Origin of the sequence: Salmonella sp. 32010601201800023SM (genome assembly GCF_017572235.1) — a bacterium.
GTDB lineage: Bacteria > Pseudomonadota > Gammaproteobacteria > Enterobacterales > Enterobacteriaceae > Salmonella > Salmonella enterica.
Genome location: NZ_JAGEQS010000010.1, coordinates 30,372 through 46,245, shown reverse-complemented (window position 1 = coordinate 46,245; position 15,874 = coordinate 30,372). Strand labels below are relative to the sequence as shown.

Here is a 15,874-nt window from a genome sequence, read left to right as displayed (position 1 = left end):
ATTAATTGACCTGGGACGGGCCATCTCCCGTTGCGCGATCGTTCTTATCGGGCATCGTGGACTGCGTTTGCGAATCGACTTTTTTCGTCGGCGGCGGCGCATTTTTATCGGCTGGCGGGAAATAAAGCGGCCCTTTCAAACCGCAGCCCGTCAGGCTGAACAGAGTCAGAAGTACAGCGAGTGTCTTAAACACGTTTTTCATTATGGATTGCCTGTAAGTTCATGCTTTCTATTTTCTATCATCGCAGGAGAAGGCGTAAAAGCAAGCGTTTAGGGGCTCTTTATAAAATCTGAAAAGCGGCGCGTTGCCATGATTATTGCGCATTTACATCAGGAAACATGCTTTGCTCATCACTTTAGGTTTACGTACCACGTCCGGATGACCTTATGCAATATCGTAATTTGTTTTGCCTTTTTTCGCTTTCACTTCTGCTACCTCCCGCCTGGGGATGCCGGCTGAGTGAATCTCCGCACAATGTTTATCAACGGCAAGGCAGCGGCGTGGTTTATCTCCAGCCAGAAGAGGAGAACAATCTTTCGTTGCCGGAGGTGAATTTCAAACGCCTGCGTCGATTACCCAATTCATTGATTAACCCGGCAACTCAGGGCTGGAACTGGATAGCGCAACCCCCTTCCTGAACCGGGAAATTAACGCCGGAAAAGAGCATGGCTATTTTATGCGTGATAGCCAGCAAGGTCAGGGTATTCAGGTCTTTAGCATCAATGGGCCGCTAAAAGTCACCGAGCGTTTTGCGTATGACAACCGCTAGTTTATACGTGGATTGGCAGCCAGCTTTACCGAACAGCATCCCCCTGCCCGGATAAGACGCATACTCTGAATAGGAACGTCATGTACACCAACAATAAAGACATCATCATCATAACGCAGGCGCAGGAATGCCAAAAATGACGCCGCTAAACCGTTTTGCGCGTTTGAATAAACATCTGAAAAACGCCCTTCGGGGCGTGGGGATCGGTTCATGCATTTACGTCATTGTTGAAAGCGTTATGCACGGCACGATAAACGGTGTTGAAGCTGCCGGAGTCCTGACGATAAGCGCGGTACTCGGTCTGCTTAGCGCTCTTTTGGATATCAAAGCAAAGCCGCGCGCCCCCTTAATCCTGTTGCATTTTCTCCTCTGCGGCGGCTGCGTCGCGCTGATGGTGGCAATGTTGTCGGCTCTGAACCATTTCCCGGTTAACGCGTCCGTCATACTTATCACCAGTGCGCTATTTATCGTCATTTATCTACCGCTGGGTTTTATCCTTTACCGCTCACAACGGTAATTCGTATCGGTTCCAGAAGCTGACGCTTCCCCTTATACTGGCGCTATCACTCAATAGCGGGATAAAACAATGAACGACAGTGAATTTCATCGCCTGGCTGACGCCCTGTGGCTCACCATTGAAGAACGCCTCGATAGCTGGGACGGCGACAGCGATATCGACTGCGAAATCAACGGCGGCGTGCTGACCCTCAGCTTTGAGAACGGCAGTAAGATCATTATTAACCGTCAGGAGCCGCTGCACCAAGTGTGGCTGGCAACCAAACAGGGCGGCTATCACTTTGACCTGAAAGGTGACGAGTGGGTTTGCGATCGCAGCGGCGAAACCTTCTGGGAGCTGCTGGAGCAGGCGGCGACGCAGCAAGCGGGTGAAAAGGTGAGTTTTCGTTGATTTATTTGCCGGATGCGCTTTGCTTATCCGGCTTACTGTAGGCCCGGTAAGGCGTAGCCGCCACCGGGCGAAAATCCTCAGGAGAAATACTGCTGCAATAGCGGCGCGTCATGATCCTGGTTTGCTGGCGGCACGGTGTTGATAGGCTGCGTACGGAATGGGATCACCTGCGCGCGGCCATCGGTTTTCACTATCTGGTAGAACTGCGGCAGGTTGAAGTTGATAAAGCTGGAGCCATACGTGAAGCGATCGTGCGATGACGAATAGAAGCGACTGACGTCGCGCACCAGTTCTTCCTTGCTACCCTCGCAGTGGTGATACACTTCCGCCCGGTTACTTTCATCCAGAATATAAATATTAAAGCCTTTCTCATCGCCCGTTTCTTCAAAGAAGAACTGGATGATCCCTTCGCTGGCGAAGCCATCCACCACTGACGGCAATTTCACCTGGTTGGTTTCCACCTGTACCGACAGCCCGTGCAGCTTGTTATGCGAAATCGCGCCGTAGAATTCGATAGCGTTCTCCAGCTTCTGCACCGAGACATTCAAGCGTTCGAAGAATAGTCCCCACGTCTGCCCGGAAACCCGCAGCGCCTTGAAGCGACCAGTCTCCTGGCGGGTGCTGGAAAGACGTAGCTCGATACATTCGGAGACCAGTTGCTGCACGCGGGTGCGAATCAGACCGCGAAGATGTTGACTGTAGCAGAACACTTCGACGCTATCCGGCGGCGCGGCATCCTGGTGCATTTTCCCCAGAATCGTTTTCAGCGCTTCGATCATCGCCTGCTCGCCGTTAAAGTGCAGAGTACGCACTTCGTTCCACGAGTTGCGATATAACAAGTCGATACTGCCTATCAGACAGTTTTGCTCTTCGCCAAAGCTGAAAACGTCCAGCTTACGGAAGTCAAAATGGACCACTTTATTGCGAAACGCCGCCGTCGGGTCATATTCGAGGTTAACGATAATCGCCAGATGGCGAATTTCACAGGGGCTGTAGAGCGCTTTCGGCGTTGGAGCAGGCAAGCGCAGCGGGAAATGGTGCGAAACATCGGCGACCATCTCCTGCAACTTAGGCAGATCGACAATACCGTTGCCCTTAATAAACAGATGCGTTCGCGACGTCAGCAGGCCGTTGAACCACGCCCACGCGACCAGCTTATTAAGATAACGGTTATATTCCAGCGGCTGATGGCTGATGATGGAATCCATGTTCGGCGCACGGTTGTAGAGATACCAGCCTGAACGGTTGGCGCGTCCCGGCGGCACATGGATAAAGGTTAAATTCGGCTCGGACAGATCCGGCGATATCTGCGGGTTCACCAGCGTGACTTTACCCGGCAACGCTTCAAAAGCCGCGTACAGCTTACGCGTCAGTACGCCGATATCCTGCGGGCTGGCACTCACGCTGAGGTTGTTGCGCCGCGCAAAGCGAATCAGATTACGATAGCTCTGCATCATGGCGTCGAGCAATTCGTTGTGGGCTTCGCGCACCTGATCGATTTTCCAGTTTGCGCGATTATCGAGCATGGTCAGACGCGCGTCGTCCCATCCCCACTCGCTGACTAACTGGCTTAATACTTCCCGACGCCAGCCTACGCAGGCACGCTCGCGACTTAATTTCTCGCACACTTTCAGGTAAAAGCAGCGGCGGACTAAATCCAGCCGCGTCGGATCTTCAATCGCCGTCAGGTATTCAGTGACCCGTTCCAGCATCATGCAGTAGGGATCGAGTCCAAACGATACGATTTCACCGTCATGCAGACGTTGTTTAATATCTTTCGCCAGCAGACGTGGGTTGGGATATTCCCATGAGTAGGCTTCCAGCAGCAGCGTTTTCAGCACCGCTTTGTACGGCGAGTCAATGCTCTTGTATAGCTGCCACAGGCTGGCGCCAAAGTACTCTTCGGCGGAGAGCGAGCTTAAGCCCCCCAGATCCAGCCATTCGTTTGGCGTTAATACGCCCTGCGCGTAGAGCGTCATGACATAGTCGTCGTAATGCTCTTCTTCGTCGCACGGCACCATGCTCCAGAGGATACGCTTCCCGGCCAGGCGCACAGCGGTACGATAAAACTCATCAAGCAACAGGATATGCTGCGTAGAACCACAGTCTTCCCCGCCCAGACTGCCGCTTTCGTTATGGCGGAAACGGTTCTCGTCGATCAGGAAGAAGCTCACCTCAACGCCAAGCGAGGCGGCCCAGCTTTCCAGCAGGCTACACTTACGTTGCAGCAACTGACGCTCTTCGCCGTCGAGCCAGGACTGATGGCACACCCAGATATCCAGGTCGGACGAGCAGCTCTGCCCGACCGAGGAGGTGCTGCCCATGGTGTAAACGCCGGTAATCGGCAACTCGCCCTTCGGCGGATCCTGCGGCGTCATACCGCGGTACAGCTCAAGTTCGTTCAGATAGTGGCGTTGGGTTTCATCAGGCGTGTAGAAGCAAATACCGCTGGGAACGTTACCATCAAGGTAACCCGGCATCAGTGGATGGTGATAGTGCAATAATGTCGGCAGAAGACTGTAAACCTGCTGAAAAGCGGGTCCCATGGCAGCAAGCGCGCGATCCACACGCAGTTGATTTATGGCATCCAGTCTCTGTTTCAGAGTCTCAATATAGAGGTACAAGACGTATCGCCTGATGTTGCTACCCGTCATGGTGCAGGTCAGTACTTGACCGTCGCCATTCGGGATAAACCGTATGTCAAAAATAACCGTTACCCTTTCTCGTCTGCATATTTTTATCTAATACCGACGAAAAAATGGTCTAAAACGTGATCAATTTAACACCTTGCTCATTGACCGTAAAGAAAGATGCGCTACATACAAGTGTAGCACCGTTCGCTGCGTGTAAATTCTTAAATACGGGCTGGCGGTTTCTCGTCATTATTCACTGTCATTGACGACACTGCGCCTTATCCTCTCACTCACGGTGACCGGAAAACTAACATACTCTCTATAAGGATGTTAGGATGGTCAATGATTGATAATGACGGTAACAAGCATGTTAGACAATGTTTTAAGAATTGCCACACGCCAAAGTCCCCTTGCGCTTTGGCAGGCACATTATGTCAAAGACGCATTGATGGCAACCCATCCGGGACTGACGGTAGAACTGGTGCCGATGGTCACACGCGGCGACGTGATTCTCGATACTCCCCTGGCGAAAGTGGGCGGTAAGGGACTGTTTGTTAAAGAGCTTGAAATCGCGCTGCTGGAAAAACGCGCTGATATCGCCGTGCACTCTATGAAAGACGTTCCGGTGGCCTTCCCGGACGGTCTCGGTCTGGTGACCATTTGCGAGCGCGAAGATCCGCGCGACGCGTTTGTCTCGAATAAATATCACAGTCTGGACGATCTGCCCGCGGGTAGTATCGTCGGGACGTCCAGTTTGCGTCGTCAGTGTCAACTGGCGGAACGCCGTCCGGACCTCATTATCCGTTCGTTGCGCGGCAACGTCGGCACACGTCTCGGCAAGCTGGACAACGGCGACTATGACGCCATTATCCTGGCCGTGGCCGGTCTGAAACGCTTAGGTCTGGAGTCGCGCATTCGCACAGCCTTGCCGCCCGACGTTTCGCTTCCTGCCGTAGGCCAGGGCGCCGTCGGGATTGAGTGTCGTCTTGACGACGCGCGAACACAGGCGCTGCTCGCACCGTTGAATCACTCGCAAACCGCGCTACGCGTAACGGCGGAACGCGCTATGAACACCCGCCTGGAAGGCGGATGTCAGGTGCCGATTGGCAGCTATGCAGAAATCATCAACGGTGAAATTTGGTTACGCGCGCTGGTTGGCGCACCGGACGGTTCGGTGATGGTGCGCGGCGAACGTCGTGGTTCTCCCGAGCAGGCGGAGCAAATGGGCATCTCGCTTGCAGAGGAACTGCTGGAAAACGGCGCACGCGCGATTCTGACAGAAGTTTATAACGGCGAGACGCCCGCATGAGTATTCTGATCACCCGCCCCTCTCCCGCAGGGGAAGCATTAGTGAGCCGTCTGCGCGCACTGGGGCAGGTGGCCTGGAGTTTTCCACTGATTGAATTTGTCGCCGGTCGGGAGCTACCCACCCTGGCCGACCGCCTGGCGACGCTGACGGAAAACGATCTGGTTTTTGCCCTTTCACAGCACGCTGTCGCCTTTGCTCACGCCCAGCTCCAGCGGGATGGTCGAAACTGGCCTGCGTCGCCGCGCTATTTCGCGATTGGCCGCACCACGGCGCTCGCCCTTCATACCGTTAGCGGGTTCGATATTCGTTATCCATTGGATCGGGAAATCAGCGAAGCCTTGCTACAATTACCTGAATTACAAAATATTGCGGGCAAACGCGCGCTGATTTTGCGTGGCAATGGCGGCCGCGAACTGCTGGGCGAAACCCTGACAGCTCGCGGAGCCGAAGTCAGTTTTTGTGAATGTTATCAACGATGTGCGAAACATTACGATGGCGCGGAAGAAGCGATGCGCTGGCATACTCGCGGCGTAACAACGCTTGTTGTTACCAGCGGCGAGATGTTGCAACGGCTCTGGTCGCTGACTCCCCAGTGGTATCGTGAGCACTGGTTACTACGCTGTCGGCTATTGGTCGTCAGTGAACGTCTGGCGCACCTCGCCCGGGAGCTGGGCTGGCAAGATATTAAGGTCGCTGATAACGCCGACAACGATGCGCTGTTGCGCGCATTACAATAACTCTCATAATGGGATGCCATAATGACGGAACAAGAAAAATCCTCCGCCGTGGTTGATGAGACCAGGGAGAGCGTGGAAACCACGCCACAGCCAGTTAATACCGAGAAAAAAAGTAAGAACGGCGCCGCGCTGGTATTAAGCGCGGTGGCGATTGCGATTGCCCTGGCGGCAGGTATTGGGCTTTATGGCTGGGGAAAACAGCAGGCAACCGCGCAAACGGAAACCAGCGATGCGCTGGCGACGCAACTAACCGCCTTGCAAAAGGCGCAGGAGAGCCAAAAAGCGGAGCTGGAAGGGATTATCAAAAAACAAGCGGCGCAGTTAGATGACGCGAATCGCCAACAGGCGGCGCTGGCGAAACAGCTTGATGAAGTACAACAAAAAGTCGCCACTATTTCCGGCAGCGATGCTAAAACCTGGCTGCTGGCGCAGGCTGATTTCCTGGTGAAACTCGCCGGACGCAAGCTGTGGAGCGATCAGGACGTCACTACCGCCGCTGCGCTGCTCAAAAGCGCTGACGCCAGTCTGGCGGACATGAATGACCCTAGCCTGATTACTGCACGACGCGCGATTACTGACGATATCGCCAGCCTGTCATCCGTTGCGCAGATCGACTACGACGGAATTATTCTCAAGCTCAATCAGCTCTCTAACCAAATCGATAACCTGCGTCTGGCGGATAACGATACCGATGGTTCGCCGATGGATTCAGACAGCAGCGAGCTGTCCAGCTCGCTAAGCGAATGGCGCGTTAACCTGCAAAAAAGCTGGCAGAACTTTATGGACAGCTTTATTACCATTCGCCGCCGCGATGATACCGCCGTACCGCTGTTGGCGCCCAACCAGGACGTCTATTTACGCGAAAATATTCGCTCCCGCCTGTTAGTCGCCGCGCAGGCCGTGCCACGCCATCAGGAAGAAACATACCGTCAGGCGCTGGATAACGTTTCGACCTGGGTTCGCGCTTATTACGATACTGACGACGCCGCGACAAAAGCCTTCCTGGAGGAGGTCGATAAATTAAGCCAGCAAAATATCACGATGGATCTGCCGGAAACTCTGGGAAGCCAGGCGATTCTTGAAAAACTGATGCAAACCCGCGTGCGTAATCTGCTGGCGCAACCGACAGTCTCTACGGCAGCGCCTGCCACGCAGACAGACGCTCCGGCAGCCGCGCCGCAAGGAGAATAATGATGCTAAAAGTATTATTGCTCTTTGTGTTGTTGCTCGCGGGTATCGTGGTCGGCCCGATGATAGCCGGTCACCAGGGCTATGTGTTAATCCAGACCGATACCTACAACATTGAAACCAGCGTCACCGGCCTGGCGATCATTCTCATCGTCGCTATGGTGGTGCTATTCGCCATTGAGTGGTTACTACGCCGTCTGTTTCGTACCGGCGCGCACACCCGCGGTTGGTTTGCCGGTCGTAAACGCCGTCGCGCTCGCAAGCAGACCGAACAGGCGCTGCTGAAGCTGGCGGAGGGCGACTATCAGCAGGTTGAAAAGCTGATGTCAAAAAATGCCGACCATGCTGAACAACCGGTGGTAAATTATCTGCTGGCGGCAGAAGCGGCGCAGCAGCGCGGCGATGAAGCACGCGCTAATCAGCACCTTGAACGTGCGGCAGAGCTGGCGGGGAACGACACCATCCCGGTCGAGATCACGCGCGTGCGCTTACAGCTGGCGCGCAATGAAAATCACGCAGCGCGTCACGGCGTGGACAAACTGCTGGAGGTCACGCCGCGTCACCCGGAAGTTCTGCGTCTGGCGGAGCAGGCCTATATTCGCACCAGCGCATGGAGTTCGTTACTGGATATCATCCCATCCATGGCGAAAGCGCACGTCGGCGATGAAGCGCATCGCGCCATGCTCGAACAACAGGCGTGGATAGGACTCATGGATCAGGCGCGTGCCGAGCAGGGCAGCGAAGGATTACGCACCTGGTGGAAAAACCAAAGCCGTAAAACCCGCCATCAGGTGGCGCTGCAGGTCGCGATGGCCGAGCATCTAATCGAGTGTGACGATCATGATATGGCGCAGCAGATTATCATCGACGGTCTGAAACGCCAGTATGACGATCGGCTGGTGCTGCCCATTCCTCGCCTCAGAACCAATAATCCGGAACAACTGGAGAAAGTGCTGCGCCAGCAAATCAAGACGGTAGGCGATCGCCCGCTGTTATGGAGCACGCTCGGCCAGTCGCTAATGAAACACGGTGAATGGCAGGAGGCGACCCTGGCTTTCCGCGCCGCGCTGAAACAACGCCCGGACGCGTATGATTATGCCTGGCTTGCCGATGCGCTTGATCGACTGCATCAACCGGAAGAGGCCGCCGCCATGCGGCGCGATGGCTTGATGCTGACATTACAGAACAATCCCCCGCAGTAATTCCCTCTTGCCCGGTGGCGCTTCGCTTACCGGGCCTACCGCCTACACAAAATCATTCGGGATGCATAAAAAAACGCCTGCCCGGTTAAGGGGCAGGCGTCAAAACAGGTCTGTATGACAACATAAAGGGGTGCTTCACTCAACGTTGTGTCCAGGGTGTTTGATGAGGCGTAAGCGACATCTGTCAGTGGACGATAAGCACCGTAAACGGCTCTGCATCATTCCTGAGTTTATGAGGCCAGAAGGCGAACATAAGAGATGGAATGAGCATCTACCCGTACATTATTGCACATAACGTGCCATCTTTGCACCGCTAAAAAACAGGCGCAGGCATTAAAAAAACGTAGAGAATTCACGCGATTGTCATCCCCCCGCCGCTGGCGAGGTTTTAGCGTGTCGCCCGGTGGAGACAGAACAGGATGTTTTTTACAAAGTGATTATAAATCAATAGATTACTCGTCACCGAATAGCGACAAATGAAGCCTGGGATATCGCCAACAAATCATAATGGCAACACGTGCGGGATAAGGGGTTGAAAAGGAACAGAAAACAAAAAACCCCGCCGAAGCGGGGTTCAAAATTGGTCGGCGAGAGAGGATTCGAACCTCCGACCCACTGGTCCCAAACCAGTTGCGCTACCAAGCTGCGCTACTCGCCGATATACTGCTTTTTTGAATTTTTAGTTCAATTCATTGAGTCGTGGTGCGAGGGGGGGGACTTGAACCCCCACGTCCGTAAGGACACTAACACCTGAAGCTAGCGCGTCTACCAATTCCGCCACCTTCGCGTTTCACAACTCTATATTAATGGGGTGGCTAATGGGATTCGAACCCACGACAACTGGAATCACAATCCAGGGCTCTACCAACTGAGCTATAGCCACCACTGAAACTTTTTACGCGGTATTAAACCACCGCAGCTCAAGCACCTAAATAAATGGTACGCCCGACAGGATTCGAACCTGAGACCTCTGCCTCCGGAGGGCAGCGCTCTATCCAGCTGAGCTACGGGCGCTTAGCGCCGTTGCGGGGGTGGATAATACGGACTTCACACCCCGCTGTCCAGTGCCTTTTTAAATAAAATGCGCGTTTGGTTATGCTTTGCGCATTTTGGCGCTTATTCCCCCACCTTGTGGGCGGTTCCGTGACGATTCAGACCGAAAACTTTGTAGACCAGCGTGACGGCCAGCAGGAAGATGACGCCGACAAACAGCGACATGCGCGTATCTTCATTAAAGTACATGCCGATTAAAACGCAAACCAGAAACGCCATCGTCAAATAGTTCGCCCACGGAAACATAATGGAACGAAAAGGATGATCCGCAATCGCTTCTTTATGCGCCCGACGAAAGCGCAGTTGGCTAATCAGAATGACAAACCACGGCACCATCCCCGGCAGTACGCTGGCGCTATAAACGTAAACAAAGACGCGCTGCGGATTGGGGATAATGTAGTTCAGGCAAGAACCTACCAGCAAAATCAAAATAGAGAGCGCCACGCCCGCGACCGGCACGCCGTGGCGAGAGACTTTCGCGACTGCCGCCGGCAGTTGACGGTTTTTCGCCAGCGCGTAAAGCATACGCCCACAGCTATACATTCCGCTGTTACAGCCGGAGAGCGCCGCCGTCAGCACGACAAAGTTGATAATGCCTGCCGCGGCGGTGATGCCGATTTTCGCGAAGGTGAGCACAAAGGGACTGCCGTTACTGCCAATCTCATTCCACGGGAAAATGGTGACGATCACGAAAATCGCGCCAACATAAAAAATCAGGATACGCCACAGCACTTTACCCACCGCGCTACGCAACGTCACCTGCGGATTCTTCGCTTCACCGGCGGTAATACCGATCAACTCAACCCCTTGATAAGAGGCCACCACGATACATAATGCGGTCAGAAAGCCTTTCCAGCCGCCGGCAAAAAAGCCGCCATGCTCGGTCAGATTACCAAAGCCAATCGCCTGGCCGCCGTTACCAAAGCCGAAGAAAATCACCCCCAGGCCGATGATGATCATCACAATAATCGTGGTGACTTTGATCATCGCAAACCAGAACTCGATTTCACCATACAGGCGCACCGCAGCCAGATTCGCCAACGCGACCAGTCCGACGGCAATCAGCGCCGGTATCCACTGCGCCATCTCCGGAAACCAGAACTGGACGTAGACCCCAATGGCGGTAATTTCCGAGATCCCGACCGCCATCCACATAAACCAGTATGACCAGGCGGTAAGATAGCCAAAAAAAGGACTCATATACCGGTGGGCGTACACGGCAAAGGAGCCGGTAACAGGTTCCAGAAAGAGCATCTCCCCCATCGAACGCATGATGAAAAAGACGAACAATCCGGCGATGATATACGCCAGCAGCACTGACGGGCCCGCCCATTTCAGCGTACTGGCGGCGCCCATAAAGAGTCCGACGCCGATGGTGCCCCCGAGGGCAATCAATTCAATATGACGAGCTTCCAGCCCACGCTGTAGCTCCGGTTTTTTCTCTGCCATAAATCCTCATGTCGTGTTTGCAACGGTTCCGGTAGTACCGGTTATTGTTATGGGTACATCGATTGTTGCGAATATTTTCTTAAATTTGGACAAATGGCAAATGGAGCATTAAAAAAATGCACTTATTGTGTAAGAAATCATCGATTATGTTGTAAATGAGCAGCGCCATAAGCACAATCCGCTGCTCAAGTCATCAGAAGGGAGAATTAGAGATCGCCAGTATAGTGCCAGCGAAGGTAGCGCAGCAGACGCATCTGGCGGGTAATACGCTTCGGTTGCGAAAGCAGACGATACAACCACTCCAGCCCCAGGTTCTGCCATATTTTTGGGGCGCGTTTGACGTGACCGGTAAACACATCATAGGTCCCGCCCACCCCCATATATAACGCATGGGGATGCACTTCCCGACAATCGCGCATGAGTAATTCCTGTTTTGGCGATCCCATCGCGACGGTGACAATTTTCGCGCCGCTGACATGGATACGCGCAAATAGCGCCTGACGCTGCTCCGGCGTAAAGTAACCATCCTGGCTACCCACAATATTGACGTTCCACTGCGTCCGCAGTTTTGCTTCCGTCTGCGCCAGCACCTCAGGCTTGCCGCCGACAAGAAATACCGGCGTGCCTTCTTTCCCCGCGCGCGCCATTAACGCTTCCCAAAGGTCGGCGCCAGCCACGCGAGAAACCTGCGCCTGCGGAAATTTTTTACGTATTGAACGCACCACGCTGATGCCATCGGCATATTTAAATTCCGCCGCCGCTATCAACGCGCGGACTTCCGGATTATCTTCCGCCGTCAGCAGCTTTTCGGCGTTGATCGCCACCAACGTGCCTTGCTTCAGTTGACCATCGGCAAACAGATAATTCAGCGCGTGTGACATGTCGCGCCAGCCAATCAGAGGTAATCCACGCAGCGAGTAAAGGGGCGCAGCGGCATTATTGGTCATAGTTTTCCTTCCACCTGTGCCTGAGGGAGCGAAGTTGTACGTTTATGAATCAGTCCGGCGCTATCAAATAACCAGAACAGAAGCTTAGCGACCAGCAGGCTGGCGCCAAAAACCACCAGGAAGAAAACCACGCGCGAAACAAACGAATCCAGCCCTTCTCGCGCCAGCACAATCATATTAAAGATGGCGCCAAAGCAGAAACTGTGCAGAATCGCCGCCTTATAGCGATTGGGCTCCCGGTTACCCAGTTCATACAGCCAGTCGAACCATTTGATAATCAGCCCGACGACGATCGCGCCGAGCGGAATAAACAGCGCCCCGCCCATGACCACCAGCGATCCGATAAGCGTTGGCGATATCGCCAGGCCAGAATGGTTGTTCAGGACTTCCCAGGTGAAGTAATTCGCAGAATTCAGCACGATACTGGGTCGTCCCGGCCATAACCAGGTGGGAATAAAGACGTAGAAATCACGCACGATAGGGGCCAGCCCCTGAAAATCGATATTGTGGTAATTTTGCAACAGCAGCGCCAGATTCTCCCACGGCGAAAAGGTATCGCGCGTCAGATAAAGAAACGTATAGAACGCCTCATCGCCGCTCACATTTAATCCGTAGCGTTTGAGCGCCAGCCAGAACATACCGACAATCCCCAGCACGCCCGCCGCCGCCAGCATCCACAGGCTGATCCAGCCCCGAATAATGCCGATAAACAGGAAGATAGCAAACGCAATAATGATGTTGGCGCGCGTGCCGCCGACAATCATGTAGGTCAACAGGCCAAACGCGACGGTGCTCACCAGAAAAAACAGCCACGCTTTGCTGTCCTGGCGCAGGAAATAGACCACCAGCATCGCCGGAATGAAGAAGTAGAAGAACCGTTTTAACGCCACGCCGGAGACTTCGCTGGAAAATATCTGGCTGTAGGAGTGCAGCCGGAACAGCAAAAAGCCGTTATGCATAAAGAAAATCGCCACGCTCACCAGCGCGATGCCCATCAGGATCACCCAGGTAAGGTGGGTTTCCACCCGGTTCATGGTAAATAGCGGCTTGCGTGGTACATCCACAACGCGTTTGCGTAAACGCGTTTTATAGGTCACGTAATACACGCCGTAGAAACAGGCGGCGGATAATAGAGCCTGCAATAAGATTTCCGGCGGCGCGACGCCAACGTCGAAACGAAATACCAGCACGCTGGTTAGCGGAAAACCAAAAAAGAAGGTCAACAAAAACAGCAACGAAAAGAAAACGTTGAAGTTAAAACGCACGCGGCGGAATTCAAACCAGGTCAGCGTGGCGATAAACAGCGTAGAGAGCAGCCAGACCACCAGCAGCCCGCTGAATTGCATTAAACTCATTCGGCTTCTCCTGCGGCGATTCTCAACGCATTATGCCACGGTTGCAGGTAGTTGGGGCTAAAGAAGGTGATGCCGCTTTTATCTACCGATGCGAGCTGACGCTGCGCCTCGCGCACGACCTGCTCATTAAGATCGTCCGTGGTAAACAGGACGGGCAGATGCTGTTCCGCCATATCCTGCCAGAAAGGATTGTCGCGGTTCAGTACGCACGGGATATCGGCCTGAATTAGCAGACACAACGTCCCGATCCCCTGTTGGCGGGCAAAAATAAAATAACCGAGGTCGCACTGGCGCAACAGCGCAAGATAGGTATCAAATTCCATTTTTTCGCTAAGAATTTGTAGATTTTCGGCGCTAAATAGCGCCAGACCGGCCTGACGAACCTCATCAATATAGTCCTGGTTATTGGCCGGATAGCCCATCGGCACCACCACGTTTACCGTGTCGCCAAACTGCTGATACACCGCCCGTAACGCCGCAATATGTTGGTTACTGCGATCGCCGGAGTTCCCTACCAAAATGGTCAATTTCCCCGCACGTTGGCGCTCTTTTGCCATAGCATTCAGGGAAGGGTCCATGCGCGTCGGGAAATAGAGCAACTCGCCGCGTACGCCCGGGTGCTGGCGCGCAAAATAGCTGAGATCGCCGCGCGTCGCGAATACGCCCCCTACTCGCCCCTGCGCGATACGACGAAGCGGGTAGAAAAGGCGGAATTTCAGCCCGTGGGACACTTCGTAGAGATCCGCGCCCCAGATATGCCAGTAAAACTGAGCAGGCTTAATACCGCCGCTTAACAGCGCCAGCCACAGGCTGGTGTTGAACTGACCGTGAAAGAAGAATCTTTGTCGACGATTTGCTTTCGCTTTGGCGATGACCGCCTGCGCCAGCGCTTTCTTACTGCCATAAAAACGAAGCGAGAGCGCCGGACAGCTTTCCGTGAAGCCGTTATCCTCGCCGGCAACCATAAATTCGCGCGCGTGCTCGCTTGTGGCGGCCAGCGTATCATTGAAAAACCGCAGCACGGTGTGGTTATGGTGAGGGATATCCGATCCCAGGACGTGAATCAGTACAGTCATGCTCGCCTACGCCAGAGTAAAAATACGCCGCAACAAAGTGAAAAATAGACAATATAGGTGGCCATATAAGCCTGTGCCGCACCCAGCGCGCCGTGAGCGGGAATCAGCCAGTGAGCGAACGCCGTTAACAGAATGAACTGGCTAATTTCAGCCAGAATGTAAAATCGCAACGACGCTTTGGCAATCACCAGATAACCGAAAACATAGGCGCCGACTTTCAGCACGTCGCCCACTAACTGCCAGGCGAACAGATCGCGCATCGCGGTGAATTTGGCGGAAAAAAGCAGCCAGATAGCAAAATCGCGCAGTAGCCAGACGGTAAAACTCGCCGCCGCAACCGCCGGTAAAACAAATTTCAGCGCTTTTACCACTTCACGCGTAATGTCCTGTTTTTCCGTCAGGCGTGAGAGCGTGGGTAACAGGTAAACGCTGAAGGAGGCGGTGATAAATTGCAGATAGGCGTCAGAAATGCTGCTTACGCCCTGCCAGATCCCGACATCGCTCCAGCTATAGTGCGCGGCCAGTTGGTTTCGCATCATCACATAGGCAACCGGCATCGTAACGGAGGTAATCAGCGCCATCAGGGTAAATTTACTGAGCTGCCCTGCCAGACCATTGTCCCAGGAGGGCTTGAGATAGCGTAGCGGGACGGTGCCGCGCTTAATCAGTATTATACCGGCTGGCACTACCACTAGCGCCGGCACCAGCGCCAGACCAAGCAGAGCACCTTCATAGCCGCCGACACGGTAGCAGAGATACCAGGCGGCGACGCCCAAAAAGCTGCCGACAATTAACGATAAGGCATTACCCGACGCGTCACGAAAGCCCTTCATTAGCGCCAGCAGCAGGTTCGCCCAGGCGATCCCCATTTGTACCAGCGCAACCAGACGCACCAGCCCTTGATAGTCCGTATGACCGAACAATCCCTGGCTAATCGGCGCCGCCGCCAGCAAGAAGACCAGCGCCAGCAGCGTAGAGAACCCCAATACCATCGCGGAGGAGGTTCCCACCACGGTACGTAACTGCGCCGGGTTATCATGATGTTGTGCGACAAGTTTGGTAACGCCGTTAAATATCCCGGCGCCAGCCAATACGCCCAGCACGGTAATCATCTGGCGGAAGTTACCCGCTTGTCCGACGCCCGCCGGACCAAAAGAGACGGCCAGTAGTTTCACCACCAGCAGTCCGGCGCCAATTTTTACCAGCGTACTGACCGCCGTCCACAGGGAGGCTTTAGCAAGCGACATA

13 protein-coding genes, 4 tRNA genes and 2 pseudogenes are annotated in these 15,874 nt (G+C 54.1%); 8 read left to right on the top strand and 11 right to left on the bottom strand.

Going from position 1 to position 15,874, the window contains the following annotated elements; all coding sequences use genetic code 11:
• Position 1: 1 nt before the first annotated feature.
• Complete coding sequence (locus J4617_RS21745) at positions 2-202, bottom strand: lipoprotein (RefSeq protein ID WP_017465935.1); 201 nt, start codon at positions 200-202, stop codon at positions 2-4.
• A gap of 185 nt (positions 203-387) precedes the next feature.
• Here J4617_RS21745 and J4617_RS21740 point away from each other — a divergent pair.
• The 4 genes and pseudogenes from J4617_RS21740 to cyaY all read left to right on the top strand — a co-directional run.
• Positions 388-606 (top strand): annotated as a pseudogene (locus J4617_RS21740) (hypothetical protein); the annotation flags it as partial.
• Positions 607-614: 8 nt separating this feature from the next.
• Positions 615-910, top strand: a pseudogene (locus tag J4617_RS21735) (hypothetical protein); the annotation flags it as partial.
• On the top strand, positions 898-1,287 hold the full coding sequence (locus J4617_RS21730) for a DUF3021 family protein (protein ID WP_001125565.1): 390 nt from the start codon (positions 898-900) through the stop codon (positions 1,285-1,287). The pseudogene J4617_RS21735 and the gene J4617_RS21730, both read left to right, overlap by 13 nt.
• A 69-nt stretch (positions 1,288-1,356) precedes the next feature.
• Positions 1,357-1,677 (top strand): iron donor protein CyaY, encoded by a 321-nt coding sequence (cyaY, locus tag J4617_RS21725; RefSeq protein ID WP_000999932.1) that lies wholly within the window; start codon positions 1,357-1,359, stop codon positions 1,675-1,677.
• A gap of 77 nt (positions 1,678-1,754) precedes the next feature.
• Here the strand turns inward: cyaY and cyaA are convergent, their stop codons facing one another.
• A complete protein-coding gene (gene cyaA / locus J4617_RS21720) occupies positions 1,755-4,301 on the bottom strand; it encodes a class I adenylate cyclase (protein ID WP_000281718.1) in 2,547 nt (848 codons plus the stop codon).
• 376 nt (positions 4,302-4,677) lie between these two features.
• Between cyaA and hemC the strand changes: the two genes are divergently transcribed.
• From hemC to hemY, 4 genes are read left to right on the top strand one after another with little or no spacing between them, the layout of a single operon-like run.
• Positions 4,678-5,619 (top strand): hydroxymethylbilane synthase, encoded by a 942-nt coding sequence (gene hemC, locus J4617_RS21715; RefSeq protein ID WP_001521319.1) that lies wholly within the window; start codon positions 4,678-4,680, stop codon positions 5,617-5,619.
• Entirely contained in the window at positions 5,616-6,356 is a 741-nt protein-coding gene (gene hemD, locus J4617_RS21710) for a uroporphyrinogen-III synthase (RefSeq protein WP_000025495.1), read from the top strand. Before hemC ends, hemD begins: the two co-directional genes overlap by 4 nt.
• Positions 6,357-6,377: 21 nt before the next feature.
• Positions 6,378-7,547 carry a uroporphyrinogen-III C-methyltransferase gene (hemX, locus tag J4617_RS21705; RefSeq protein WP_000138962.1) on the top strand — a complete coding sequence of 390 codons (1,170 nt, stop codon included), beginning with the start codon at positions 6,378-6,380 and terminating at the stop codon, positions 7,545-7,547.
• A gap of 2 nt (positions 7,548-7,549) precedes the next feature.
• Positions 7,550-8,746 carry a protoheme IX biogenesis protein HemY gene (gene hemY, locus J4617_RS21700; protein WP_023602562.1) on the top strand — a complete coding sequence of 399 codons (1,197 nt, stop codon included), beginning with the start codon at positions 7,550-7,552 and terminating at the stop codon, positions 8,744-8,746.
• A 581-nt stretch (positions 8,747-9,327) separates the two neighbouring features.
• Here hemY and J4617_RS21695 read toward each other — a convergent pair.
• From J4617_RS21695 to wzxE, 9 genes are all read right to left on the bottom strand, one after another.
• Positions 9,328-9,404 (bottom strand) — tRNA-Pro (locus J4617_RS21695).
• A 42-nt stretch (positions 9,405-9,446) separates the two neighbouring features.
• Positions 9,447-9,533: transfer RNA gene (locus J4617_RS21690), tRNA-Leu, on the bottom strand.
• Between the two features lie 20 nt (positions 9,534-9,553).
• Positions 9,554-9,629 (bottom strand) — tRNA-His (locus J4617_RS21685).
• 54 nt (positions 9,630-9,683) lie between these two features.
• Positions 9,684-9,760: transfer RNA gene (locus J4617_RS21680), tRNA-Arg, on the bottom strand.
• 102 nt (positions 9,761-9,862) lie between these two features.
• Entirely contained in the window at positions 9,863-11,248 is a 1,386-nt protein-coding gene (locus J4617_RS21675; protein WP_000818378.1) for an amino acid permease, read from the bottom strand.
• Positions 11,249-11,454: 206 nt separating this feature from the next.
• A complete protein-coding gene (gene wecG, locus J4617_RS21670) occupies positions 11,455-12,195 on the bottom strand; it encodes a lipopolysaccharide N-acetylmannosaminouronosyltransferase (protein ID WP_000183623.1) in 741 nt (246 codons plus the stop codon).
• The gene (gene wzyE, locus J4617_RS21665; RefSeq protein WP_000055605.1) at positions 12,192-13,550 is read right to left on the bottom strand and encodes an ECA oligosaccharide polymerase; all 1,359 of its coding nucleotides are present in this window, start codon (positions 13,548-13,550) and stop codon (positions 12,192-12,194) included. Before wzyE ends, wecG begins: the two co-directional genes overlap by 4 nt.
• Positions 13,547-14,626, bottom strand: coding sequence for a TDP-N-acetylfucosamine:lipid II N-acetylfucosaminyltransferase (locus J4617_RS21660; protein ID WP_017465934.1), 1,080 nt, complete (start codon positions 14,624-14,626; stop codon positions 13,547-13,549). The genes wzyE and J4617_RS21660 overlap by 4 nt, the downstream gene beginning before the upstream one ends.
• Entirely contained in the window at positions 14,623-15,873 is a 1,251-nt protein-coding gene (wzxE, locus tag J4617_RS21655; RefSeq protein ID WP_000050295.1) for a lipid III flippase WzxE, read from the bottom strand. The genes J4617_RS21660 and wzxE overlap by 4 nt, the downstream gene beginning before the upstream one ends.
• Between the last annotated feature and the right edge of the window lies 1 nt (position 15,874).